The organism is Enterobacter sp. 120016, assembly GCF_018383635.1.
GTDB lineage: Bacteria > Pseudomonadota > Gammaproteobacteria > Enterobacterales > Enterobacteriaceae > Enterobacter > Enterobacter asburiae_D.
In genome coordinates, this window is the sequence record NZ_JAHAWC010000005.1 from 67,104 (window position 1) to 90,730 (window position 23,627).

The 23,627-nt window shown below is 57.2% G+C and carries 24 protein-coding genes; 18 read left to right on the top strand and 6 right to left on the bottom strand.

Annotated features, from left to right (window positions below; all coding sequences use genetic code 11):
- Window positions 1-9: 9 nt before the first annotated feature.
- From KIF87_RS09650 to KIF87_RS09660, 3 genes are all read right to left on the bottom strand, one after another.
- Window positions 10-1,425, bottom strand: coding sequence for a YlbE family protein (locus tag KIF87_RS09650; protein WP_213328606.1), 1,416 nt, complete (start codon window positions 1,423-1,425; stop codon window positions 10-12).
- Window positions 1,425-2,966: an acyl-CoA synthetase FdrA gene (gene fdrA / locus KIF87_RS09655; protein WP_213328607.1), complete on the bottom strand. Its 1,542-nt coding sequence runs from the start codon at window positions 2,964-2,966 to the stop codon at window positions 1,425-1,427. Before fdrA ends, KIF87_RS09650 begins: the two co-directional genes overlap by 1 nt.
- A gap of 107 nt (window positions 2,967-3,073) precedes the next feature.
- Window positions 3,074-3,679, bottom strand: coding sequence for an ankyrin repeat domain-containing protein (locus KIF87_RS09660; protein WP_213328608.1), 606 nt, complete (start codon window positions 3,677-3,679; stop codon window positions 3,074-3,076).
- A 320-nt stretch (window positions 3,680-3,999) separates the two neighbouring features.
- Between KIF87_RS09660 and KIF87_RS09665 the strand changes: the two genes are divergently transcribed.
- The 4 genes from KIF87_RS09665 to KIF87_RS09680 all read left to right on the top strand — a co-directional run bounded on the left by KIF87_RS09665 (window position 4,000) and on the right by KIF87_RS09680 (window position 6,065).
- A complete protein-coding gene (locus tag KIF87_RS09665; protein ID WP_213328609.1) occupies window positions 4,000-4,938 on the top strand; it encodes a LysR substrate-binding domain-containing protein in 939 nt (312 codons plus the stop codon).
- Window positions 4,939-4,975: 37 nt separating this feature from the next.
- Window positions 4,976-5,275 (top strand): ArsR/SmtB family transcription factor, encoded by a 300-nt coding sequence (locus KIF87_RS09670; protein ID WP_063144167.1) that lies wholly within the window; start codon window positions 4,976-4,978, stop codon window positions 5,273-5,275.
- 9 nt (window positions 5,276-5,284) lie between these two features.
- Entirely contained in the window at window positions 5,285-5,806 is a 522-nt protein-coding gene (locus KIF87_RS09675) for a rhodanese family protein (RefSeq protein WP_213328610.1), read from the top strand.
- A 79-nt stretch (window positions 5,807-5,885) separates the two neighbouring features.
- On the top strand, window positions 5,886-6,065 hold the full coding sequence (locus tag KIF87_RS09680) for a GDFGVC terminal motif YodC-like protein (RefSeq protein ID WP_121424487.1): 180 nt from the start codon (window positions 5,886-5,888) through the stop codon (window positions 6,063-6,065).
- A 38-nt stretch (window positions 6,066-6,103) separates the two neighbouring features.
- Here KIF87_RS09680 and stpA read toward each other — a convergent pair whose 3' ends face one another.
- Window positions 6,104-6,508, bottom strand: coding sequence for a DNA-binding protein StpA (gene stpA, locus KIF87_RS09685; RefSeq protein ID WP_213328611.1), 405 nt, complete (start codon window positions 6,506-6,508; stop codon window positions 6,104-6,106).
- A gap of 493 nt (window positions 6,509-7,001) precedes the next feature.
- Between stpA and alaE the strand changes: the two genes are divergently transcribed.
- Window positions 7,002-7,451 carry an L-alanine exporter AlaE gene (gene alaE, locus KIF87_RS09690; RefSeq protein ID WP_213328612.1) on the top strand — a complete coding sequence of 150 codons (450 nt, stop codon included), beginning with the start codon at window positions 7,002-7,004 and terminating at the stop codon, window positions 7,449-7,451.
- A gap of 32 nt (window positions 7,452-7,483) precedes the next feature.
- On the opposite strand, the gene KIF87_RS09695 is transcribed toward alaE, so the two are convergent.
- Window positions 7,484-7,828, bottom strand: a complete 345-nt coding sequence (locus KIF87_RS09695) for a DUF2002 family protein (protein ID WP_023333165.1) — start codon at window positions 7,826-7,828, stop codon at window positions 7,484-7,486.
- 160 nt (window positions 7,829-7,988) lie between these two features.
- On the opposite strand from KIF87_RS09695, the gene KIF87_RS09700 reads away from it, so the two are divergent.
- From KIF87_RS09700 to leuA, 13 genes are all read left to right on the top strand, one after another.
- Window positions 7,989-8,315 (top strand): ElaB/YgaM/YqjD family protein, encoded by a 327-nt coding sequence (locus KIF87_RS09700; RefSeq protein ID WP_213328613.1) that lies wholly within the window; start codon window positions 7,989-7,991, stop codon window positions 8,313-8,315.
- 253 nt (window positions 8,316-8,568) lie between these two features.
- Window positions 8,569-8,808 carry a glutaredoxin-like protein NrdH gene (nrdH, locus tag KIF87_RS09705; protein ID WP_213328614.1) on the top strand — a complete coding sequence of 80 codons (240 nt, stop codon included), beginning with the start codon at window positions 8,569-8,571 and terminating at the stop codon, window positions 8,806-8,808.
- Window positions 8,805-9,215 (top strand): class Ib ribonucleoside-diphosphate reductase assembly flavoprotein NrdI, encoded by a 411-nt coding sequence (gene nrdI / locus KIF87_RS09710; RefSeq protein ID WP_213328615.1) that lies wholly within the window; start codon window positions 8,805-8,807, stop codon window positions 9,213-9,215. The genes nrdH and nrdI overlap by 4 nt, the downstream gene beginning before the upstream one ends.
- A complete protein-coding gene (gene nrdE, locus KIF87_RS09715) occupies window positions 9,188-11,332 on the top strand; it encodes a class 1b ribonucleoside-diphosphate reductase subunit alpha (protein ID WP_213328616.1) in 2,145 nt (714 codons plus the stop codon). Before nrdI ends, nrdE begins: the two co-directional genes overlap by 28 nt.
- Window positions 11,333-11,341: 9 nt before the next feature.
- The gene (gene nrdF / locus KIF87_RS09720) at window positions 11,342-12,301 is read left to right on the top strand and encodes a class 1b ribonucleoside-diphosphate reductase subunit beta (RefSeq protein ID WP_213328617.1); all 960 of its coding nucleotides are present in this window, start codon (window positions 11,342-11,344) and stop codon (window positions 12,299-12,301) included.
- A 331-nt stretch (window positions 12,302-12,632) separates the two neighbouring features.
- The gene (gene proV / locus KIF87_RS09725; protein WP_213328618.1) at window positions 12,633-13,844 is read left to right on the top strand and encodes a glycine betaine/L-proline ABC transporter ATP-binding protein ProV; all 1,212 of its coding nucleotides are present in this window, start codon (window positions 12,633-12,635) and stop codon (window positions 13,842-13,844) included.
- Window positions 13,828-14,898 (top strand): glycine betaine/L-proline ABC transporter permease ProW, encoded by a 1,071-nt coding sequence (proW, locus tag KIF87_RS09730; protein ID WP_159514766.1) that lies wholly within the window; start codon window positions 13,828-13,830, stop codon window positions 14,896-14,898. The genes proV and proW overlap by 17 nt, the downstream gene beginning before the upstream one ends.
- A gap of 9 nt (window positions 14,899-14,907) precedes the next feature.
- Complete coding sequence (gene proX, locus KIF87_RS09735; RefSeq protein WP_213328619.1) at window positions 14,908-15,903, top strand: glycine betaine/L-proline ABC transporter substrate-binding protein ProX; 996 nt, start codon at window positions 14,908-14,910, stop codon at window positions 15,901-15,903.
- Between the two features lie 207 nt (window positions 15,904-16,110).
- Window positions 16,111-17,295 carry an MFS transporter gene (locus tag KIF87_RS09740; protein WP_213328620.1) on the top strand — a complete coding sequence of 395 codons (1,185 nt, stop codon included), beginning with the start codon at window positions 16,111-16,113 and terminating at the stop codon, window positions 17,293-17,295.
- Between the two features lie 313 nt (window positions 17,296-17,608).
- The gene (gene mprA, locus KIF87_RS09745; RefSeq protein WP_023308933.1) at window positions 17,609-18,139 is read left to right on the top strand and encodes a transcriptional repressor MprA; all 531 of its coding nucleotides are present in this window, start codon (window positions 17,609-17,611) and stop codon (window positions 18,137-18,139) included.
- A gap of 126 nt (window positions 18,140-18,265) precedes the next feature.
- Window positions 18,266-19,438, top strand: coding sequence for a multidrug efflux MFS transporter periplasmic adaptor subunit EmrA (gene emrA / locus KIF87_RS09750; RefSeq protein ID WP_063144178.1), 1,173 nt, complete (start codon window positions 18,266-18,268; stop codon window positions 19,436-19,438).
- Between the two features lie 16 nt (window positions 19,439-19,454).
- Window positions 19,455-21,002, top strand: a complete 1,548-nt coding sequence (gene emrB, locus KIF87_RS09755; RefSeq protein WP_038417314.1) for a multidrug efflux MFS transporter permease subunit EmrB — start codon at window positions 19,455-19,457, stop codon at window positions 21,000-21,002.
- A 197-nt stretch (window positions 21,003-21,199) separates the two neighbouring features.
- The gene (gene leuA / locus KIF87_RS09760; RefSeq protein ID WP_213328621.1) at window positions 21,200-22,855 is read left to right on the top strand and encodes a 2-isopropylmalate synthase; all 1,656 of its coding nucleotides are present in this window, start codon (window positions 21,200-21,202) and stop codon (window positions 22,853-22,855) included.
- Here the strand turns inward: leuA and KIF87_RS09765 are convergent.
- Window positions 22,842-23,606, bottom strand: coding sequence for an AraC family transcriptional regulator (locus KIF87_RS09765; RefSeq protein ID WP_213328622.1), 765 nt, complete (start codon window positions 23,604-23,606; stop codon window positions 22,842-22,844). The genes leuA and KIF87_RS09765 overlap by 14 nt on opposite strands.
- Window positions 23,607-23,627 lie beyond the last annotated feature (21 nt).

The window sequence follows — 23,627 nt, forward strand, 5'->3', positions numbered from 1 at the left end:
ATGCTTGCCTTATAAAAAGTAGCGATCGCGGAAGGTCAACAGCGCCTTTTCAAAACAGCTAAACGGCGGGTGAACGATGCCCGCCCCAATCATGCCGATACCGGCGTCTTTGTGAGCAATCGCGGTGTTGATCACCGGCAGAATGCCGCTGCCCGCGACTTTGGTGATGTCGATGGCGGTTGGGATGCCCATAAACGAGAGCAGCGGAATGGTGACGTTCGGGTTTTCGCCGAGGGTGATTTCGCGCATCTGACGGGAGAAGTCGATGGCTTCATCTACCGTTCCGCCCACCAGCGCAACGATTGCCGGGGCCGTCGCCATCGCAAAGCCGCCGATGCCGTAGGTTTCGGTAATGGCGCTGTCGCCGATATCCAGCCCGGAGTCTTCCGGCTTATAGCCCGCGAACATCGGGCCAATCACCTGCTGCGCCGGGCCGGTGAACCACTGCCCCGGCAGGCCGGAAACGCGCAGGCCAAATTCGTAGCCGTTGCGCGCCATGGTGGTGACGACGGTGCTGTACTCAATGCCGTGAGCGGCGTCCAGCGCGGCCTTACACATCGCCATCCACGTCGGGCCGGAGAAGTAGTCGCTGCTGGCAACGAACTCAAATACCTTGCGCTGCTGCTCCACCGGATAGCCCGCCTGAATCAGCCCCGGCGTCAGCGCCTGAATAAGCAGCGTGGTGCCCGCGTTGTTGCGGTTGTGGCACTCGTCGCCCATGTGCAGCGCCTGGGCCAGCATCAGGCGCAGGTCGATTTCGCCGATAATCTTCATGGCGTCGCGCAGCATTGGGCCGAGCACGTCGCGCATCCAGTTCAGGCGGTCGATCACGCTCTGGTCGTTGGCCCCCATGCGCAGGATCTTCGCCATCTGCTCGCTGAGGTTGGTGAACGCGCGGTTGCCGTAGGTTTTGTTTTCAACGATGTGCATAAACATCGACGCGGAGGTGACGCCCGCCATCGAGCCCACGCAGTCATGCTCGTGGCACGGCGAGAAGGTAATATCGCCTGAAGCCGCCAGCCTTGCCGCGTCGTCCAGATCTTTCGCCAGCCCTTCAAACACCAGCGCCCCGGTCACCGCGCCCTTCATCGCCCCGCACATGTTTTCCCAGGAGACGGGCGGACCGGCGTGCAGAATGGTGGTGCGGGTCATGCCCGGCACAACGTTAATGGCCTGGTCATAGCCCACCAGCACCGGATGGGACTGAATAATGCGCTCAAGGGCGATTTGGTTAGCGGCGGCGATTTTCTCCGCCAGCGGTTTTTCCGCCAGCTGGTCAAGCGCCTCAACGACCTGCATATTGCCCTGCCCCGGCGGCGTCCAGTCGAGCTGGGTCACGGGAACGTGCTGTTTTTTGAGGTCATCGCTGAACATCGCAATGCCGACGTTAATGACGTTCAGCGGCTGGTTGAATAAGGTCGTCATTATGCTTTCTCCCCTTTGCAAACAAATTCGCGTGCCAGTAATCCGGTATTGGTGCTGCTGCTGGCCCAGATGACGCCTGCGTCGGTCAGCAGCTGACACTGCTGCGCCAGCGGCTGCGGATCCTGGTCGGTGCCGAGCACGTAGCCGAGGATCTCAAGCGGACGGCGATCGGCCTTCGCGATAGCCTGCGCCTCTTTGATGGCATCGAGCATCACGCCGACCGGATCCTCGTGCGCGCCGAAGCCCAGCACGAAGTCCATCACGATCACGCCCACCTCCGGATCGCGCGCCTCCTGCAGCAGGCGGCTGATGCGGTTGGTCGGGTCGATCATCGGGTGCGGCTTGCCGTTGGTGAAGTCGTCGTCGCCAAAGTCGAGGAAGGTGTGGGCTTTACTGACGCTGATGTCGCTCAGGCGCTTAGCCGGATCCGGCTGGATGTTGCTGTAGACGTCGTCGAATTTCGCAAGCGCCGCGAACATCGCCTCGTCGCACAGGGTGCCGCCGCAGAACAGGCCGCGAATGTACTTCTGCTGCGGCGTCAGGCGAGCGCGCACCTCTTCAATCAAAGGCCAGTTGAGCGGATGCAGATCGAGGGATTCTTTTTTGATGCCGGTGAGCAGGACGGCCTTCAGGGCAGCCTCTTTGGTGCCGCGGGCAAACTGCAGGCCGTTTTCATCGGCGGGCGGTTCGCTGCGGCCGAGGAAGCAGACGACCACCGGCTTGCGGCAGGCTCTGGCGCGGGTCAGTACCTTTTCTGCCACCGCTGGCGCGGGCGGCTTGGAGATCAGCGCGATAACCCGGGTGCCCTCGTCGGCTTCCAGCATATCAATGGCGTCGAGCATCATCAGGCCGCCAATTTTCTCGCTGAGATCGCGCCCGCCGGTGCCAATCAGCTGCGATACGCCGCCGCCGAATTCGTGAATGCGCACGCTCAGCTCCTGGCTGCCGGTGCCGGATGCGCCGACGATGCCAATCGAGCCGCGGCGCACCGCGTTAGCAAAGCACAGCCCCGCGCCGTTGATGATGGCGGTGCCGCAGTCCGGCCCCATCATCAGCAGCCCTTTCCGGTGCGCGAGCTGCTTCAGCGCCAGCTCGTCGTCGAGCGACACGTTGTCGGAGAAGAGCATCACGTTAAGGTCGTTTTCCAGCGCCTGGCGCGCTTCGCGGGCGGCGAAGGTACCGTTGACGGAAATGACCGCGAGGTTGCTGTCCGGGCGATGGGTTTTGGCGCTGGCAATCGTCGCGTAGCGCGCCTCATGGGAGCCTGCGCTCTCTTTACGGGTGAACAGCGCTTCAATAGCGGCCAGCGTTTCATCATTCGCAGCGTCGCCTTTAATCACGATCATCAGGTCGCCGTTTTTAGCTTCGGCTAATTCCGGCGTTAATAGCCCGAGGTTTTTTAAGACGCCTTTGTTCATTTCCGTCGCCATGGCCACAAACGCCTGATCGACGCCCGGCAATTTATTGGCTTTGGTGGAAACGGACATTAATGAGACCGAGTCAAAATAAGTGTTCTTTTTTATGACGATTTTCGTTGGCATTATTTTCTCCTGAAAGCGGATAAAAGGGGGCCGCCGTCGTGCAAAATGCACGTCGGTAAAAAATACTTTTGAATTAACGGCCAGCCGGAAAAGGCTGGCCGAATACGTTATGCGCCCGCCGCCAGCAGCAGGTTTGCTATCGCATCGAAGCCTTTTTCCCTCGCCAGTTCGAGCGGAGTTTTGCCGTATTTGTCGGTCATGTGCGGGTTTGCGCCGTGATCCAGAAGCAGCTTGACGATCTCCTGCTGCTTCGCGCCGCCGTCGTTGAGCACGATCGCTTCCAGCAGCGGCGTCCAGCCGACAAAGTTGGTGTGGTTGACGTTGATATCGGTTTTTTCCAGCAGCTCGCGCACGATCTCCACGTGCCCTTTTTCACTGGCTGGCGTAATGCCCACGCCGCCAAAACGCGTCAGGCGGTCGAGATCCGGATTTGCCGGAAGGACAATGCGCAGCAGAGTGATATCGTTGGTCAGGCAGCTAATCAGGAAGGGGTTAAAGCAGGTCTGATCCTGTTTATCAATATCCGCCCCGGCGGCAATTAATAACTCCACGCAGGCATAATTTTTTTTCAGGCTGGCAATAATAACGGCGGTTCTTTTCTGTCGATTGGTGGCGTTAATATCCACGCCTTTTTCCAGGCAGGCTTTTAGCGCATCGCTATTGCCCTCTTCTGCCGCCAGCAGAAATTCAGTAACGAGTTCGTTCGCAGACATATTCAGACTCCCGATGTTTTTATTTCTGTTGACCTGAGAATAGCAACAGCCTGGTCATAAAAGAATCCGCTTAAAAATGATTCATCGACAGTCAATTCATTGTTGAGTTAAATTCAACAAACCGGTCAAAACGTGCGTCTGTGCAATCTTTTTCTTATGTTTCCCCACGTTTTAGCGCTCGAGACTGCATTATGCTTATGTCTGACGAAGCCTTACTGCATGCGGCTTTCGGCAAATAGTCAGAACTGTGATCGGCTTCAAATGTGTTGTAACAACGCTGTTAAAATATGTTCAAAACTGATGGCTGAAGGGAGTGAGATATGAATTCCATCTTTACCGAAGAGAACCTGCTGGCCTTTACTACCGCCGCACGCTTCGGCAGCTTCAGCAAAGCCGCCGCCGAGCTGGGCGTGACGACCTCCGCCATCAGTTACACCATTAAGCGCATGGAGACAGGGCTGGACGTGGTGCTGTTTGTCCGCAGCACGCGCAGCATTGAGCTGACCGAGTCCGGGTTTTACTTTTACCGTAAGGCCACCGACCTGCTAAACGACTTCCACGCCATCAAGCGCGGGATAGATACCATTTCGCAGGGCATCGAGGCGCGGGTGCGCATCTGTATTAATCAGCTTTTATACACGCCGCGCCACACCGCCAGGCTGCTGCAGGTGCTGAAAAAACAGTTCCCGACCTGTCAGATCACCGTGACCACCGAGGTGTACAACGGCGTCTGGGACTCCATCATCAACAACCAGGCCAATATCGCGATTGGCGCGCCGGACACGCTGCTCGACGGCGGCGGGATTGATTACACCGAGATCGGCGCCATCCGCTGGGTCTTTGCCATCGCGCCGGAACACCCGCTGGCGTTCACCCCGGAGCCGATAGCGGAAAGCCAGCTGCGCCTGTATCCCAACATCATGGTAGAAGATACCGCGCACACCATTAACAAAAAGGTCGGCTGGCTGCTGCACGGTCAGGAGGCCATTCTGGTGCCGGACTTTAACACCAAATGTCAGTGTCAGATCCTGGGCGAAGGGATAGGTTTTTTACCGGAATATATGACCCGGGAGGCGGTAGACGCGGGGCTGCTGGTTACCCGACGTATTAATAACCCGCGTCAGGACTCGCGTATGCTGCTCGCCACACAGCATGCCGCAACCGGCCAGGTCACGCGGTGGATCAAACAGCAGTTTGGCCCTGCGGGGGCGCTGACCCACATCTATAGCGATCTCCTCTGGCGCGAGGCCACAAATTAGTTTAGCATTTACTTAATTAAGTAATTGCTAAACTATCATGACCGAACTTGAACAGCTTCAGGCCAGCGCCGGGCAGGCCGCCACACTCTTAAAAGCGATGAGCAACCCGCGTCGTCTGCTGATCCTCTGCACCCTGTGCGGAGCGCCCGGCACCAGCGCGGGAGAACTGGCGCGAGCCACGGGGCTAAGTCCTTCCGCCACGTCGCAGCATCTGGCGCGCATGCGTGAGGAAGGGCTTATCGACAGCACCCGCGACGCGCAGCGCATTCTCTATTTCATTAAAAACGATGCGGTACATCAGCTGATCAGCACCCTGAAAACCCTTTATTGCCCGTAAGGAGCCGTCATGTCCCTTCCTCTTCTTTCCCCGCGCCAGGCGAATGCCCGCGTCGCTGAAGGCGCAAAACTGATTGATATTCGTGATGCCGATGAGTACGCCCGCGAGCATATTCCCGCCGCGCGCTCCGTGCCGCTGGATACCTTACCCGGCGGACTTAACGCGCAGGCGGGTGATACGGTGATTTTTCACTGCCAGTCCGGCGCCCGGACGTCGGGGAATGTCGACCGCCTTGCTCAGGCCGCCGCGCCCGCGCTGGCCTTTGTGGTCGAGGGGGGCATTCAGGGCTGGAAGCAGGCCGGGCTGCCGACCATCGAAGACAAATCCCAGCCGCTGCCGCTGATGCGTCAGGTGCAAATTGCCGCCGGGCTGCTGATACTCTGTGGCGTAGTGCTGGGCTATAGCGTCTCCAGCGGCTTTTTCCTGCTCAGCGGTTTTGTCGGAGCCGGGCTGTTGTTCGCCGGTGTGACGGGCTTTTGCGGTATGGCGCGACTGCTCAAGGTGATGCCCTGGAACCGGCGTACCTCATAAGCAGTAATCGGTGAAATACGCTGTACCCGGCGTCATGCGTGGGCTAAGGTGAAGATCGCTAAAACGATGAGGAGGTAATATGTTTTCTGTCGGTGATTATGTGCAACCGCGTAAAGGCGGCCCGAAGCTGAAAGTGCTCGAAGTGAACGGTGACAGCATTGTGGCGGTCCAGGCCAGCAATGAGCAAGGCGAGAAATATACCCTGAAAGCTGCCGAACTGGCGCCGTATACCGAAGAAGGCGATTTCGGCGTCTGCTGAACAGCCAGCCGGGCGGCGTGTTCCGCCCGGCTAACCTGTTAGATCAGAAAATCATCCAGTGATTTACCGTTTGCCAGCGCGCTGGCAATAGGCTTCGGCGTGCGGCCCTGGCCGGTCCACGTTTTCTCTTCACCGTTCTGGTCAATAAAACGATATTTTGCTTCACGCGGCTTGCGCTTTTTCGCTGGCTTACCCGCCTGCACCCGTTCAGAGCCCAGCAGGTCAGTCGGTGAAATACCATCGGCTTTCATCAGCTCCAGCAGGGCATTAATTTTTTCCTGCTGCTCGGCACGCTGATGCTCTAATTCCGCCAGCTCACTCCGTTTCTCTTCAGTAACGACCCTGACCTTTTCCAGCGTTTCCTCAAGAACGTCCAGGGTTAATTCACGCGCCATGGCGCGCAGAGTTCGGATATTATTAAGATTCTGTAACGTCAAAGACATATTATTTGAAAACCTTCTCTTTAGGGTAAATAGATAAATCGTCGACAGAATAATTCATTTCCATAGAAATATCTACCCGCGAAGCCCTCCGGTCAGCCGCGTAAATATCTTTAAATATCACATTAATATTATCTTATGACACAGATGGGATACGCACAGATTCAATCACCACATCAATATAAATGGTCAACTTTAATCCAAATTTCAGCATCCTACGCTACACGCAACAGGAGCAAATCCCATCTCGACACCATAAACATCAACCATCTGATTTACATGAAAAAATCATCAAGCGAGACAGATTATAACGAACCGAACAAAAAACAATCAACTTTAGAGAATTTTGTGGACAAAAGGCGATTAAATAAAAATTAATCACTAGTTGTTAGTTCAAACTCAGAGATATACGCTATACACGTCAAACAAACCAACCTAAAGCACTAATCGCTTCGGGAAAATCGTTTCTTTTGTGTTCTTCTCAAGGAGTTCAGACATGTTCTCACCGCAATCACGCCTTCGCCATGCCGTGGCGGATACTTTCGCGATGGTTGTCTACTGTTCCGTTGTGAACATGCTGATCGAAATATTCCTCTCCGGAATGTCCTTCGAGCAGTCACTTTCCTCTCGTCTGGTGGCGATCCCGGTCAATATTATTATTGCATGGCCTTACGGGTTATACCGCGATGCGGTAATGCGCTTCGCGCGTCGTATCAGCCCCGTAGGCTGGGCGAAAAACCTGGCGGACGTTCTGGCGTATGTGACGTTCCAGTCGCCGGTTTACGTGGCCATTCTGCTGACGGTGGGCGCAGACTGGCACCAGATCGCAGCGGCCGTCAGTTCGAATATTGTGATTTCAATGCTGATGGGTGCGGTATACGGCTATTTCCTCGACTACTGCCGCCGCTTGTTTAAGGTCAGCCAGTACAGCCAGGCAAAAGCGTGATGTGAAGCGACTGGCGAAAGCCAGTCGCGAATTTACTGTACGTCGCCAAACAGTCCCTTCAAAAACCGCTCCAGCGCCATGCGTGAGCTGAAGCCATGCGGAATACCATAATGCTCATGCCGTTCGCCGCCTAAATAGAGCGGAAATTGCTGATAATGATCGCAGGTTTTAATATCCGAGGCAGGCTCAGCAAATGACAGACTTCTGTCTTTCAGCGTCGGGTGAATAATGAGAGCGGTACGTCCCATTCTTGCTTCGCGATTAACGTAAACATAATTCTCGCCACGGCGATATCCATACGCTTTTGATGTCACCTCATCCATGGTGAATCCCTCTTTTTCAAGAACGCGCGCCACCTCATCAGGTCGTAAATACATATCTCTTCCTCGTTATCTTTTCCTGCCCGGCCACCTTACAGTATTCAGCATTAGCAGGGCTTTCAGAATAATCCATAAACTGCCGGATAACGCGTGATGCGCTTCAGATATTAAATTTCTGAACTAAACTGAACGGGAACACAAAATTACGGAGGATCGTATGTTTAACAGACCGAACCGAAACGATATTAATGACGACGCTCAGGATATTCGTAATGATGTCAGCCAATTAGCGGATACGCTGGAAGAGGTGCTGAAGTCCTGGGGAACTGACGCGAAGGACGAAGCGGATGCCGCAAAACGTAAGGCTCAGTCTCTGCTCCGTGAAACCCGCGCGCGCTTGAACGGGCGTACGCGAACGACTCAGGCTGCCTGCGATGCGGTCAGCTGCGCAACGACCTTCGTGCGCGAAAAACCGCTCTGCACGCTGGGCACGGTCGCGGCCATCGGGATCTTCGTGGGTGCCCTGCTTAGCCTGCGTAAATAACCCCCCTCGCGCACGTTTCTCAGCCCCGGTGGCCAATGGCTGCCGGGGCTTTTCTTTGCCTTCTCGCCAGAAAAACCCGCATAGCCGGCCCTGCCCCGCTGTGCTCATCATAGGGGCAATATCAATCTAAATTTCCCATATCTTGTATGGTTGAAACTTAAGACAACTACATCTAGTATTCCTTTTAGCAAGACACACACAACCTGACGCGACGATTCGCGCCGCACCCTTATTTTAAATGGAAATACGAATCATGAGCATTATTATTTACACTCGTAACGATTGTGTTCAGTGCCACGCCACAAAACGGGCAATGGAAAGCCGTGGCGTAGCGTTTGAGATGGTGAATATTGACCAGGTCCCCGAGGCCGCAGATACCCTGCGCAAGCAGGGTTTTCGTCAGCTTCCGGTGGTCATCGCCGGGGAGACAAGCTGGTCCGGCTTCCGCCCTGACATGATTAACCGCCTGACCGCGCAGGCCGCCAGGGCATGAGTGGGCTGGTTTTCTTCTCCAGCAGCTCGGAAAACACGCTCCGCTTTATTGAGCGCGTCGGGCTGCCTGCGGTGCGCATTCCGATCAACGAGCGGGAGCGGATCCGGGTAGAGGAACCTTACATTCTGGTGGTGCCCAGCTACGGCGGCGGCGGCACGGCGGGGGCCGTTCCCCGTCAGGTGATCCGCTTTCTCAACGATCCTCATAACCGCGGGCTAATCCGCGGCGTTATCGCGGCGGGGAATCGCAATTTCGGCGATGCCTTTGGCCGCGCCGGGGATGTCATCTCTCTAAAATGCGGCGTGCCGTATCTCTATCGTTTTGAGCTGATGGGGACACAGCAGGACGTCGAAAACGTGCGTAAAGGAGTGAACGAATTTTGGCAACGACAACCGCAGAACGGGTGATTCAGGCGACACCGGATTACCACGCATTAAACGCCATGCTTAACCTCTACGATCGGGAGGGGCGCATCCAGTTCGATAAAGACAGTGAGGCGGTGGATGCCTTTTTTGCCGCCCACGTGCGGCCCAACAGCGTGACGTTTGCAAGCCAGAATGAACGTCTCGACTATCTGATTAAAGAAGGCTACTACGAAGAACGCGTGCTGACCCGCTACGACCGCGCCTTTGTGGTGACGCTGTTTGAACGCGCTCATGCCAGCGGCTTTCGTTTCCAGACGTTTCTCGGCGCGTGGAAGTACTACACCAGCTATACCCTCAAGACCTTTGACGGCAAGCGCTACTTAGAGAGCTTTGAAGATCGCACCGTGATGGTGGCCCTGACGCTGGCGCAGGGTGATGAAGCGCTGGCGGAGCAGCTAACCGAGGAGATCCTCTCCGGACGCTTCCAGCCCGCCACGCCGACCTTTCTCAACTGCGGCAAAGCCCAGCGCGGCGAGCTGGTCTCCTGCTTCCTGCTGCGTATCGAAGACAATATGGAGTCAATTGGCCGCGCGGTGAACTCGGCGCTACAGCTTTCCAAACGCGGCGGCGGCGTGGCGTTTCTGCTCTCTAACCTGCGTGAAGCGGGCGCGCCGATCAAGCGCATCGAAAACCAGTCCTCCGGCGTGATCCCGGTGATGAAGATGCTGGAGGATGCGTTTTCGTATGCTAACCAGCTTGGCGCACGCCAGGGCGCGGGGGCGGTTTACCTGCACGCGCATCATCCGGACATTCTGCGTTTTCTCGATACCAAGCGCGAAAACGCCGACGAAAAAATCCGCATCAAAACCCTGTCGCTCGGCGTGGTGATCCCGGACATCACCTTTAAGCTGGCCAGGGAGAATGCCGACATGGCGCTCTTCTCGCCGTACGATATTGAGCGTATTTATGGCAAAGCGTTTGGCGATGTGGCCATCAGCGAGCTGTACAACGAGCTGGTGGCCGACGATCGCATTCGCAAAAAAACCATCAACGCCCGCGAGTTCTTCCAGCGGCTTGCGGAGATCCAGTTTGAGTCCGGCTATCCGTACATCATGTATGAAGATACGGTGAACCGCGCGAACCCGATTGCCGGGCGCATCAATATGAGCAACCTGTGCTCGGAGATTTTGCAGGTCAACAGCGCGTCAGCCTACGACGAGAACCTGGACTACGCGGACATCGGCAAGGATATCTCCTGCAACCTCGGGTCGCTGAATATTGCCCACACCATGGATTCCCCAGACTTTGGCCGCACGGTGGAGACCGCCATTCGCGGGCTAACGGCGGTGTCGGACATGAGCCATATCCGCAGCGTGCCGTCTATTGAAGCGGGTAACGCCGCGTCGCACGCCATCGGGCTGGGGCAGATGAACCTGCACGGCTATCTGGCGCGGGAAGGCATCGCCTACGGCAGTCCGGAAGGGCTGGATTTCACCAACCTCTATTTCTACACCATTACCTGGCACGCGCTGCACACCTCGATGATGCTGGCGCGCGAGCGCAACCAGCGCTTCGCGGGCTTTGAGCAGTCCCGCTACGCCAGCGGGGCGTATTTCAGCCAGTATCTGGAAGGCGACTGGCAGCCGAAAACCGAAAAAGTGCGCGCACTGTTTGCCCGCGCGGGGATTACCCTGCCGACGCACGAGATGTGGCAGCAGCTGCGTGACGACGTGATGCGCTACGGCATTTATAACCAGAACCTGCAGGCCGTACCGCCGACCGGATCGATTTCCTACATCAACCACGCCACGTCGAGCATTCACCCGATCGTGTCGAAAATTGAAATTCGTAAGGAAGGCAAAACCGGGCGCGTTTACTACCCTGCCCCGTTTATGACCAATGAGAACCTGGCGCTCTATCAGGATGCGTATGAGATAGGCCCGGAAAAAATCATCGATACCTACGCGGAGGCGACAAAACATGTGGATCAGGGGCTGTCGCTGACGCTGTTCTTCCCGGACACCGCCACCACGCGGGATATCAACAGAGCGCAGATCTACGCCTGGAAGAAAGGCATCAAAACGCTGTACTACATTCGCCTGCGCCAGCTTGCGCTGGAAGGCACCGAAATCGAAGGCTGCGTGTCCTGCGCGCTGTAAGGAGAAAGGATGAAACTGTCACGCGTGAGTGCCGTTAACTGGAACAAAATCCAGGACGACAAAGACCTGGAGGTGTGGAATCGCCTGACCAGCAACTTCTGGCTGCCGGAAAAGGTCCCGCTCTCTAACGATATTCCGGCCTGGCAAACGCTCGGCCACGCCGAACAGCAGTTGACGATCCGCGTCTTTACCGGCCTGACGCTGCTGGACACCATTCAAAATACCGTCGGTGCACCCGCTCTGATGAGCGACGCGCTGACGCCGCACGAAGAGGCGGTGATGTCGAACATCAGCTTTATGGAGGCGGTGCATGCCCGCTCCTACAGCTCGATTTTCTCCACCCTGTGCCAGACCAAAGACGTGGACGCGGCCTACACCTGGAGCGAAGAGAGCGAGTCGCTACAGAGAAAGGCGGAGCTGGTGCTGGCGTATTACCGGGCCGACGAGCCGCTGAAGAAGAAGATCGCCAGCGTGTTCCTGGAATCCTTCCTCTTCTATTCCGGCTTCTGGCTGCCCATGTACTGGTCGAGCCGAGGCAAGCTCACCAACACCGCCGATTTGATTCGGCTCATCATTCGTGATGAAGCGGTGCACGGGTATTACATCGGCTATAAGTATCAGAAAGGGCTGGAGAAAGTCAGCGAGGCAAAGCGCGAGGAGCTTAAAGGCTTTGCGCTCGATTTGCTGATGGATCTGTACGACAACGAGCTGAGCTATACCGAAGAACTCTACGCCGGCACCGGCTGGGAGGACGACGTGAAGGCCTTCCTCTGCTACAACGCCAACAAGGCGCTGATGAACCTGGGTTACGACGCGCTGTTCCCGCCGGAGATGGCGGAGGTGAACCCGGCTATTCTGGCCGCACTGTCGCCCAATGCTGACGAAAACCACGATTTCTTCTCGGGATCGGGCTCATCGTATGTGATGGGCAAAGCAGTGGAAACCGAGGATGAAGACTGGGATTTTTAATGAACGCTAACGTTCGTTAATTTAATATAAACCCAACAATTCCCTCTCTAATATTTACAAAACAACTACACTGTAATTTCCGCGTCATATTCGCCTGAATCATTCCGATTCAGGCGAAATTTCCCGATGCAGCAGCAAAAAATTGAGAAAAATTCAAACCGCCCTCAGCCCTTTATTCATGGGAAATTCAGCCGTTTCGCTTGCGTCAAAATTCCGCCCTCAGCCCGACGCAGGGTTGTCTCAGATTCTCAGTATGTTAGGGTTATGCCCGTTAACAATTTACCATGGTAATCATATCGGCATAAACAAATAACAGGACACTCTCTATTGCATGGCAATTAAATTAGAAGTGAAAAATCTTTATAAAGTATTTGGCGAGCACCCGCAGCGCGCATTCAAATATATTGAGAAAGGCCTTACGAAAGAGCAAATTCTGGAAAAAACCGGGCTATCGCTTGGCGTTAAAAACGCCAGTCTGGCCATTGAAGAAGGCGAGATTTTTGTCATCATGGGATTATCCGGTTCGGGTAAATCCACTATGGTTCGCCTTCTCAATCGCCTGATTGAACCCACCCGCGGACAGGTGCTGATTGACGGCGTGGATATCGCCAGAATATCAGACGCAGAGCTTCGCGAGGTGCGCAGAAAGAAGATCGCAATGGTGTTCCAGTCATTCGCGCTGATGCCGCACATGACGGTACTGGATAATACCGCCTTCGGTATGGAATTAGCCGGCACGCCGGCTCAGGAACGTCAGGAAAAAGCCCTTGATGCACTGCGTCAGGTCGGGCTGGAAAATTATGCGCATGGGTACCCGGATGAACTTTCCGGCGGTATGCGCCAGCGCGTGGGATTAGCCCGTGCATTAGCCATTAATCCAGACATATTATTAATGGATGAAGCCTTCTCCGCCCTCGATCCGTTAATTCGCACCGAGATGCAGGATGAGCTGGTAAAATTACAGGCTAAACATCAGCGCACTATTGTCTTTATTTCCCACGATCTGGATGAAGCCATGCGTATTGGCGACCGTATTGCCATTATGCAAAACGGTGAAGTGGTGCAGGTCGGCACGCCGGATGAAATTCTCAATAATCCGGCGAACGATTATGTCCGCACCTTCTTCCGCGGCGTGGATATTAGCCAGGTCTTTAGCGCCAAAGATATTGCCCGTCGAGCGCCAAACGGCATTATCCGTAAAACGCCAGGCTTTGGCCCGCGCTCGGCGCTTAAGCTGCTGCAGGACGAAGACCGTGAATACGGTTATCTGGTTGAACGCGGCAATAAATTTGTTGGCATTGTCTCCATCGACTCCCTGAAAACGGCTCTCACTGAGAACCAGGGAATCGATGCGGCGTTAATTGACGCTCCGCTTGCCGTGGACGCCGAAACGCCGCTCAGCGAGCTGCTCTCTCACGTGGGCCAGGCGCCGTGCGCCGTACCGGTCGTCGGTGAGGAACAACAGTACGTCGGCATCATCTCAAAACGGATGCTGCTGCAGGCTTTAGATCGCGAGGGGGCAAACAATGACCGATCAATCTAACCCGTGGGGCACCACTGAAGCAGCGGACAGCGCTGCGCAATCCGCCGACGCGTGGGGTTCCACGCCCGCTCCTGCCGATGGCGGCGGCGCGGCAGACTGGCTGAACAGCGCACCCGCGCCTGCGCCAGAACACTTCAACATCATGGATCCGTTCCACAAAACGCTGATCCCGCTGGACAGCTGGGTTACAGAGGGGATCGACTGGGTGGTCACGCACTTCCGTCCGGTCTTCCAGGGGATCCGCGTCCCGGTGGATTACATCCTGAACGGCTTCCAGCAGCTGATGCTGGGCATGCCGGCACCGGTGGCGATTATCCTGTTCTCCCTGATCGCCTGGCAGTTCGGTAGCGCAGGGATGGGGATCGCTACGCTGATTTCGCTGATTGCCATTGGCGCGATTGGCGCGTGGTCGCAGGCGATGATCACCCTGGCGCTGGTGCTGACCGCCCTGCTCTTTTGCATTGTCATCGGCTTACCGATGGGGATCTGGCTGGCGCGCAGCCCGCGGGCGGCGAAGATTATTCGCCCGCTGCTGGATGCGATGCAGACCACCCCGGCGTTCGTCTATCTGGTGCCTATCGTGATGCTGTTCGGCATCGGTAACGTGCCGGGGGTGGTGGTGACCATTATCTTCGCCCTGCCGCCGATTATTCGTCTGACCATTCTGGGGATCAACCAGGTGCCTGCGGACCTGATCGAAGCGTCACGCTCGTTCGGTGCCAGTCCGCGTCAGATGCTGTTTAAAGTTCAGCTCCCGCTGGCGATGCCGACCATCATGGCGGGCGTTAACCAGACGCTGATGCTGGCCCTGTCGATGGTGGTGATCGCCTCGATGATCGCCGTTGGCGGTCTGGGTCAGATGGTGCTGCGCGGCATTGGCCGTCTCGACATGGGGCTGGCCACCGTCGGCGGCGTCGGAATTGTGATCCTCGCCATTATTCTTGACCGCCTGACCCAGGCCGTCGGTCGTGATTCACGCAGTCGCGGCAACCGTCGCTGGTATACCACCGGCCCTGTCGGGTTACTCACCCGCCCTTTCACCAAATCAAAATAAGGAACAACGATGCGACATAACGTACTTTTTGCTACCGCGTTTGCCACCCTTGTCTCCACCAGCGCGTTTGCGGCAGATCTGCCGGGCAAAGGCATTACCGTGCAGCCGGTGCAGAGCACCATTTCGGAAGAGAGCTTCCAGACCCTGATCGTCAGCCGCGCGCTGGAGAAGCTGGGCTATACGGTCAACACGCCGAGCGAAGTGGATTACAACGTGGGCTACACGTCGATTGCCTCCGGTGACGCCACCTTTACCGCGGTGAACTGGCAGCCGCTGCACGACGACATGTATGCCGCCGCCGGTGGCGACAAGAAATTCTATCGCGAAGGGACCTTCGTGACGGGTGCCGCGCAGGGGTATCTGATCGACAAGAAAACCGCCGATAAGTACCACATCACTAATATTGAACAGCTGAAAGATCCGAAGATCGCCAAACTGTTCGACACCAACGGCGACGGCAAGGCCGACATGATGGGCTGCTCGCCGGGCTGGGGCTGTGAGGCGGTGATTAACCACCAGAACAAAGCCTTCGATCTGGCGAAAACGGTCGACGTGAGCCACGGCAACTATTCAGCGATGATGGCCGACACCATTGCCCGCTTCAAAGAGGGTAAACCGGTGATCTACTACACCTGGACGCCATACTGGGTGAGCGACGTGCTGAAGCCGGGTAAAGACGTGGTGTGGCTGCAGGTGCCGTTCTCCTCCCTGCCGGGCGAGCAGAAGGATATCGACACCAGGCTGCCGAACGGCATGAACTACGGCTTCCCGGTGAACACCATGCATATCGTGGCCAACAAAGCCTGGGCGGAGAAAAACCCGGCGGCGGCGAAGCTGTTCTCGGTGATGAAGCTGCCGCTGGCGGACATCAATGCCCAGAACGCGATGATGCATGCGGGCAAATCGTCTGAAGCGGATGTGAAAGGCCACGTGGACGGCTGGATCAAAGCCCACCAGCAGCAGTTTGACGGCTGGGTGAAAGAGGCGCTAGAGGCGCAGAAGTAAAGTACTTTCCCCTCACCCCAGCCCTCTCCCGAAGGGAGAGGGTGTTAGCGTTCCCTCTCCCCGTGGGAGAGGGTTAGGGTGAGGGCACCAGACCGCACCATCCCCTAAACCGCACAATACATCACCCAACAATCCCCCAACTTTCACAATCATTAGCTATTATGGTTTCCGGAAAAATAATCACTCAACTAACGATTCCTGAAACTAATGACAAAAACAACTCAAGGGCTTAGCCCCGCACTCATCCTTTTAATGTCCGTGGCAACGGGTCTGGCAGTCGCCAGCAACTATTACGCGCAGCCTCTTCTCGACACCATCGCCCGCGCGTTCAATCTCTCCGCCAGCTCCGCAGGCTTTATCGTCACCGCTGCACAGCTGGGCTATGCCGCCGGGCTGCTGTTCCTGGTACCGCTCGGCGATATGTTTGAACGGCGAATGCTGATCGTCTCCATGACCCTGCTGGCTGCCGGTGGGATGCTGATCACCGCCAGCAGCCAGTCGCTGACGATGATGATCGTGGGTACCGCGCTAACGGGGCTGTTTTCCGTGGTGGCGCAAATCCTGGTTCCGCTCGCCGCGACCCTCGCCTCCCCGGAAAAACGCGGCAAGGTGGTGGGCACCATCATGAGCGGCCTGCTGCTGGGGATTTTGCTGGCGCGTACCGTTGCAGGGCTGCTGGCAAGCCTCGGCGGCTGGCGCACCGTATACTGGGTGGCGAGCGTGCTGATGGTCATCATGGCGCTGGCGCTGTGGCGCGGGCTGCCAAAGGTGAAGCAGGAAAATCACCTGAACTATCCTCAGCTGCTGGCCTCCGTTTTCAGCCTGTTCACCCAGGATAAGCTTCTGCGCACCCGCGCCCTCCTGGGCTGTTTCACCTTCGCCAACTTCAGCATTCTGTGGACGTCAATGGCGTTTCTGCTGGCCGCGCCGCCGTTCAATTATTCCGAAGGGGTGATTGGCCTGTTCGGCCTGGCCGGCGCCGCTGGCGCACTGGGCGCGCGTCCCGCAGGCGGGCTGGCCGACAAGGGCAAATCCCACCTGACCACCTCCGCAGGGCTGGTTTTACTTCTGCTCTCCTGGGCGGCGATCTGGTACGGACACATCTCGGTGCTGGCGCTGATCGTCGGTATCCTGGTACTCGATCTCACCGTGCAGGGCGTTCACATCACCAATCAGACCGTCATCTATCGCGTGAAGCCAGAGGCGCGTAATCGCCTGACGGCCGGATACATGACCAGCTATTTCATTGGCGGCGCTGCGGGTTCGCTCATTTCCGCGTCAGCGTGGCAGCATGCAGGGTGGTCTGGGGTATGTGCGATTGGGGCCATCGTCGCCGCTCTTAACCTGCTAGTATGGTGGCGCGGCTACCATCGTCAGGATGCAATTCACTAAGATTTACATTGCGTTGGCCTCTTAGGGTGTTAAGAGGCCCTTCACTCTGTTAATGTAAACGTAATCATTTATCCCAGAAATTTTAATGTGGGTGACATATTTACAATCGGCATGAATAGTTCAGACCCCCGTCCTCACATCCTCTCTTCAGCGGGTTCACACCCTACGCTTTCTGTGCTCACCGGGTCACGGACTTACCCGGCGCTTTCTGATGGTGACATAAGTTTGGCGGATATAACCGCACAAATAATTCATTTACATTATTTGTCACTATCGTTACTATATCGGCTGTAATTAATGAGGTTATGCCCAAATGGATAGTTCGTTTACGCCCATTGAACAAATGCTTAAATTCCGCGCCAGTCGCCATGAGGACTTCCCGTATCAGGAAATCCTGCTGACCCGCTTGTGCATGCACATGCAGGGTAAGCTACTGGAAAACCGTAATAAAATGCTGAAAGCTCAAGGGATTAACGAGACGTTGTTTATGGCGTTGATTACGCTGGAGTCTCAGGAAAATCACAGCATTCAGCCTTCCGAACTGAGCTGCGCGCTGGGCTCCTCCCGTACCAATGCGACCCGTATTGCCGATGAACTCGAAAAGCGTGGCTGGATTGAGCGCCGTGAAAGCGACAACGATCGCCGCTGCCTGCATCTGCAACTGACCGATAAAGGTCACCAGTTCCTGCGTGAGGTGCTGCCACCTCAGCACAATTGCCTGCACAAACTCTGGTCTGCCCTCAGCACCGCCGAGCGCGACCAGCTTGAGCACATCACTCGCAAGCTGCTCACCCGTCTGGACCAGATGGATGAAGACGGCGCCGTTCTTGAGGCGCTGCGCTAACGCGACGACACGCTCACCATTCCAGATTCATAAGAAAACCGACAGGCCAGCACGTCACACTGCTGGCCTTTCTGACAACAGGTCGGCTCAGCCGATGTGAAAATAAGAAGATCGTGGAGAACTACAATGAGCGCAAATGCGGAGAGCACTACCCCGCAGCAGCCGGGCAACAAGAAAGGCAAACGTAAGAGCGCCCTTCTTCTGTTGACCTTGCTCTTTATCATTATTGCCGTGGCATATGGGATCTATTGGTTTTTAGTACTGCGTCATGCTGAAGAGACTGACGACGCGTACGTGGCAGGGAACCAGGTACAAATTATGGCGCAGGTGTCGGGCAGCGTGACGAAAGTCTGGGCTGACAATACCGACTTTGTGCAAAAAGGCGATGTGTTGGTGACCCTCGATCCAACCGACGCCCAGCAGGCGTTTGAAAAAGCACAGACCGCGCTGGCCTCCAGCGTCCGTCAGACACGCCAGCTGATGATCAACAGCAAACAGCTGCAGGCCAACATCGACGTGCAGAAAACGGCGCTGGCGCAGGCGCAGAGCGACCTGAACCGCCGCGTACCGCTCGGCACGGCTAACCTGATTGGCCGTGAAGAGCTGCAGCACGCCCGCGATGCCGTTGCCAGCGCTCAGGCACAGCTGGATGTGGCCATTCAACAGTACAACGCTAACCAGGCGATGGTGCTGGGCACCAGCCTGGAAAACCAGCCCGCCGTACAGCAGTCGGCGACCGAAGTGCGCAACGCGTGGCTTGCCCTGCAGCGTACCAAAATCGTCAGCCCGATGACCGGCTACGTCTCCCGTCGTTCCGTCCAGCCAGGGGCGCAGATTAGCCCAACCACGCCGCTGATGGCGGTCGTGCCGGCAGACAATCTGTGGGTAGACGCCAACTTTAAAGAGACGCAGCTTGCCCATATGCGTATCGGCCAGACCGCGACGGTTGTCAGCGACATCTACGGCGACGACGTGAAGTACACCGGTAAAGTGGTCGGCCTGGATATGGGGACCGGCAGCGCCTTCTCCCTGCTGCCTGCGCAAAACGCCACCGGCAACTGGATCAAAGTGGTTCAGCGTCTGCCTGTGCGTATTGAGCTGGATGCCAAACAGCTGGCGGATCACCCGCTGCGTATCGGCCTCTCTACGCTGGTGACGGTCGACACCGCCAACCGCGACGGTCAGATCCTGGCAAGCCAGGTTCGCAGCAGCCCGGCTTATGAAAGTAACGCCCGTGAAATTAGCCTCGATCCGGTCAACAAGCTGATTGATGACATCGTGAAGGCAAACGCCGGTTAATCCGAAGGTGAGCGTTATGCAACAGCAAAAGCCGCAAAAACCGCTGGAAGGCGCGCAGCTGGTCATTATGACCATCGCGCTGTCGCTGGCGACATTCATGCAGGTGCTGGACTCCACCATCGCGAACGTGGCGATCCCGACCATCGCCGGTAACCTTGGCTCGTCGCTGAGCCAGGGGACCTGGGTCATTACCTCGTTTGGGGTGGCAAACGCCATCTCCATTCCGATTACCGGCTGGCTGGCAAAGCGCGTCGGTGAAGTGAAGCTGTTCCTCTGGTCGACGGTATTGTTCGTTCTTGCCTCCTGGGCGTGCGGCATGTCCAGCAGCCTGACGATGCTGATCTTCTTCCGCGTTATTCAGGGGATTGTCGCCGGGCCGCTGATTCCGCTGTCGCAGAGCTTACTGCTGAACAACTACCCGCCCGCCAAGCGCTCCATCGCGCTGGCGCTGTGGTCGATGACCGTGATTGTCGCCCCGATTTGCGGACCTATCTTAGGCGGCTATATCAGCGACAACTATCACTGGGGCTGGATCTTCTTCATCAACGTACCGATTGGCGCCATCGTGGTAATGCTGACGCTCCAGTCGCTGCGCGGAAGAGAAACCCGGACGGAACAGCGGCGTATCGACGCCATTGGTCTGGCACTGCTGGTTGTCGGCATCGGTAGCCTGCAGGTCATGCTCGACCAGGGTAAAGAGCTGGACTGGTTCAACTCCCGGGAGATCATCATCCTGACGATTGTCGCGGTGGTGTCGCTGAGCTTCCTGATTGTCTGGGAGCTGACGGACGATAACCCGATAGTCGACCTGTCGCTGTTTAAGTCGCGAAACTTCACCATAGGCTGTCTGTGTATCAGCCTCGCCTACATGCTCTACTTCGGCGCGATTGTACTGCTGCCGCAGCTGTTGCAGGAGGTATACGGCTACACCGCAACCTGGGCAGGTTTAGCCTCGGCGCCCGTTGGATTGATTCCGGTTCTGCTGTCGCCGATTATTGGCCGCTTCGCCCACAAGCTCGACATGCGCAGGCTGGTGACGTTCAGCTTTATCATGTACGCCGTCTGCTTCTACTGGCGCGCGTATACGTTCGAACCGGGAATGGACTTTGGCGCCTCCGCGTGGCCGCAGTTTATTCAGGGCTTTGCCGTGGCGTGTTTCTTTATGCCACTGACCACCATCACGCTTTCCGGTTTACCGCCTGAGCGCATGGCGGCGGCATCGAGCCTGTCGAACTTTACGCGAACGCTGGCGGGCTCGATTGGTACGTCGATCACCACCACCCTGTGGACGAACCGTGAATCGATGCATCATGCACAGCTGACCGAAGCGGTGAATCCGTTCAATCCGAACTCTCAGCAGATGTACAACCAGCTGCAGGGAATGGGCATGACGGAGCAGCAGGCGTCAGGGTGGATTGCCCAGCAGATCACCAACCAGGGACTGATTATCTCGGCCAACGAGATTTTCTGGATATCGGCAGGGATCTTTATCGTCCTGCTGGGACTGGTGTGGTTTGCTAAACCGCCGTTTGGCGCCGGTAGCGGCGGCGGCGGTGCGCACTAGTCCTGTGCGCTGGATGCCGGGTGGCGGCTACGCCTTACCCGGCCTACGATAACCGGGCCATCATCCGTAGGCCCGGTAAGCGTAGCGCCACCGGGCAACCGCCCCGGTTGTCCAGAACGCGATAGCCATTGTCAGTTCCGATAAAGCAGCGCGCCTGAAATCAATTCACGATAGTGAAAAGACAACAGGAGCGCATCATGCTGAACACACCCGCCGACAAGTACCAACCCTATCCGATCCTTTCCCTGCCCGACCGCCGCTGGCCGGAGCAACGCATCACCCGCGCGCCGCGCTGGCTCTCAACCGACCTGCGCGACGGCAACCAGGCCCTTGCCGAGCCGATGGACAGCGCACGCAAGCTGCAATTCTGGGACCTGCTGCTGGGCTGCGAATTCAAAGAGATCGAGGTCGCTTTTCCTTCCGCCTCGCAGACCGATTTCAACTTTGTTCGTCAGCTGATTGAAGAAAACCGCATCCCGGATGACGTCACGATTCAGGTGTTAACCCAGGCGCGGGAAGATCTTATTCATCGCACTTTCGAATCCCTGCGCGGTGCGAAACAGGCCACCGTCCATCTCTATAACGCCACCGCCCCGCTGTTCCGCCGCCTGGTGTTCGGCATGGAGAAAGCGCAAGTCGTCGAGCTGGCGACGCGCTCCACGCGGCTTATTCGTCAGCTGTGTGAAGAGAACCCGGACACCCGCTGGCAGTATGAGTATTCCCCGGAAACCTTCTGCTTTACCGAACCGGAATTTGCGCTGGAGATTTGTGAAGCCGTGGCAGAGATCTGGCAGCCGTGCGACGAACGGCCCATGGTGATCAACTTACCGGCCACCGTCGAAGTGAGCACGCCGAACGTCTATGCCGACCAGATCGAGTATTTCTGCCGCCACTTCAGCCGCCGCCGCGACGTCTGCATCAGCGTGCATCCGCATAACGACCGCGGTACCGGCGTCGCCAGCGCCGAGCTGGCCGTAATGGCGGGCGCAGACCGCGTGGAAGGCTGCCTGTTTGGCAACGGGGAGCGCACGGGCAACGTCTGCCTGGTGACGCTGGCAATGAATCTCTACAGCCAGGGCGTCAGCCCGAATCTGGACTTTAGCGATATGAACCGGGTGGTGGAAGTGGTGGAAGCCTGCAACCAGCTGCCGGTGCATCCGCGCCATCCGTGGGCGGGTCGGCTGGCCTATACCGCCTTCTCCGGCTCGCACCAGGACGCGATCAAAAAAGGCTTTGATGCCCGCAGGCCTGGCGAGCGCTGGGAGATGCCCTATCTGCCCGTCGATCCGCAGGATATCGGCTGCACCTACGAAGCGGTGATCCGCGTAAACAGCCAGTCAGGGAAAAGCGGCAGCGCGTGGCTCATCGAACAGAATCATGGTCTGAAATTACCCCGCGCCCTGCAGCAGGATTTCAGCCAGCACGTACAGCAGGAAACCGATCGCCACGGAAAAGAGATGACGCAGAATGCACTTTGGCAGCTGTTCCGCACCCGCTACGGCCTGGTAGCCACGCCGCAGTTTGCGCTGCAATCCTACCGCAGCGACAGCCAGCAGGACGGCCAGCTGCGTTTGACGGCAAGCATCTCTACGCAGGGGGGAACGCGTCAGTTGGAAGGTCAGGGTAACGGTCTGCTCTCCGCCGCAGCTCAGGGCTTAAGCCGCTGGGTCAACGCCCCGTTCATGATTAAGGATTATCACGAGCATACGTTAGGTGAACGCAGCGACAGCCGCTCGGTGGCCTACATCCGCTGCCTGTTCCAGGACGGCAGCAGCCGCTGGGGCGTGGGCATTGACAGCGACGTGGCGCGCGCGTCGCTTCAGGCGCTCTTTAACGCCGTCAGTCGTTCTTAAAGTAATCGCTGGGGGAGACGCCCATCACCCGGCGGAACATCGCCGTAAAGGCGCTGTGGCTGCCGTAGCCCAGCTCCAGCGCCACGCGCAATACCGGCTGGCCCTGCGCCAGCCGCACTAAGGCTTCCAGCAGGCGCGCCCTTCTCAACCACTCGCCGTAGCTTAATCCCGTCTGCTGCTGAAAATGGCGGTTCAGGGTGCGCTCGCTCATGTTCGTCATGCTCGCGGCCTGCGCGCTGCTCCAGCTTTCCCCCGCGTTTTGCCGGATTTGCAGACACAGGTGACGTAACGCCTCACTTTCCGGCTCCGGCAGATGAAACGGCAGCACCGGCATAGTGCGGATTTCATCGAGAATGAGCTCATAGACGCGTTCATCCCGGCTTCCGGGTGAGTACGATTCAGGTAAAGCAAGGGAGACGAGGATCAGCTCGCGCAGCAGCGGCGCGATCTGCACGATCTGGCAGGTTGCGGGGAGATCGGCCCGCGCCAGCGGATCGATGAACAGCGTTCGCGCCGCCACGTTGCCGGTGATGCGAAGCGAGTGCTCTGTCCCCGCCGGCAGCCAGACGCCGCGACCGGGAGGAACTACCCAACAGCCCGATGCGGTATCCACCCGTACCACGCCGCTCAGGGTGTGCAACAGCTGCGCGCAGTCGTGCTCATGCCACGGCTCGCTGTCGCCATGAACATAATCATGGGCAAACGGAACGAGGGGACGATGGGTAAAGGAGAAGGTTGCGGTTGTGGTCATGGGGTTAAACAACCCTCACCC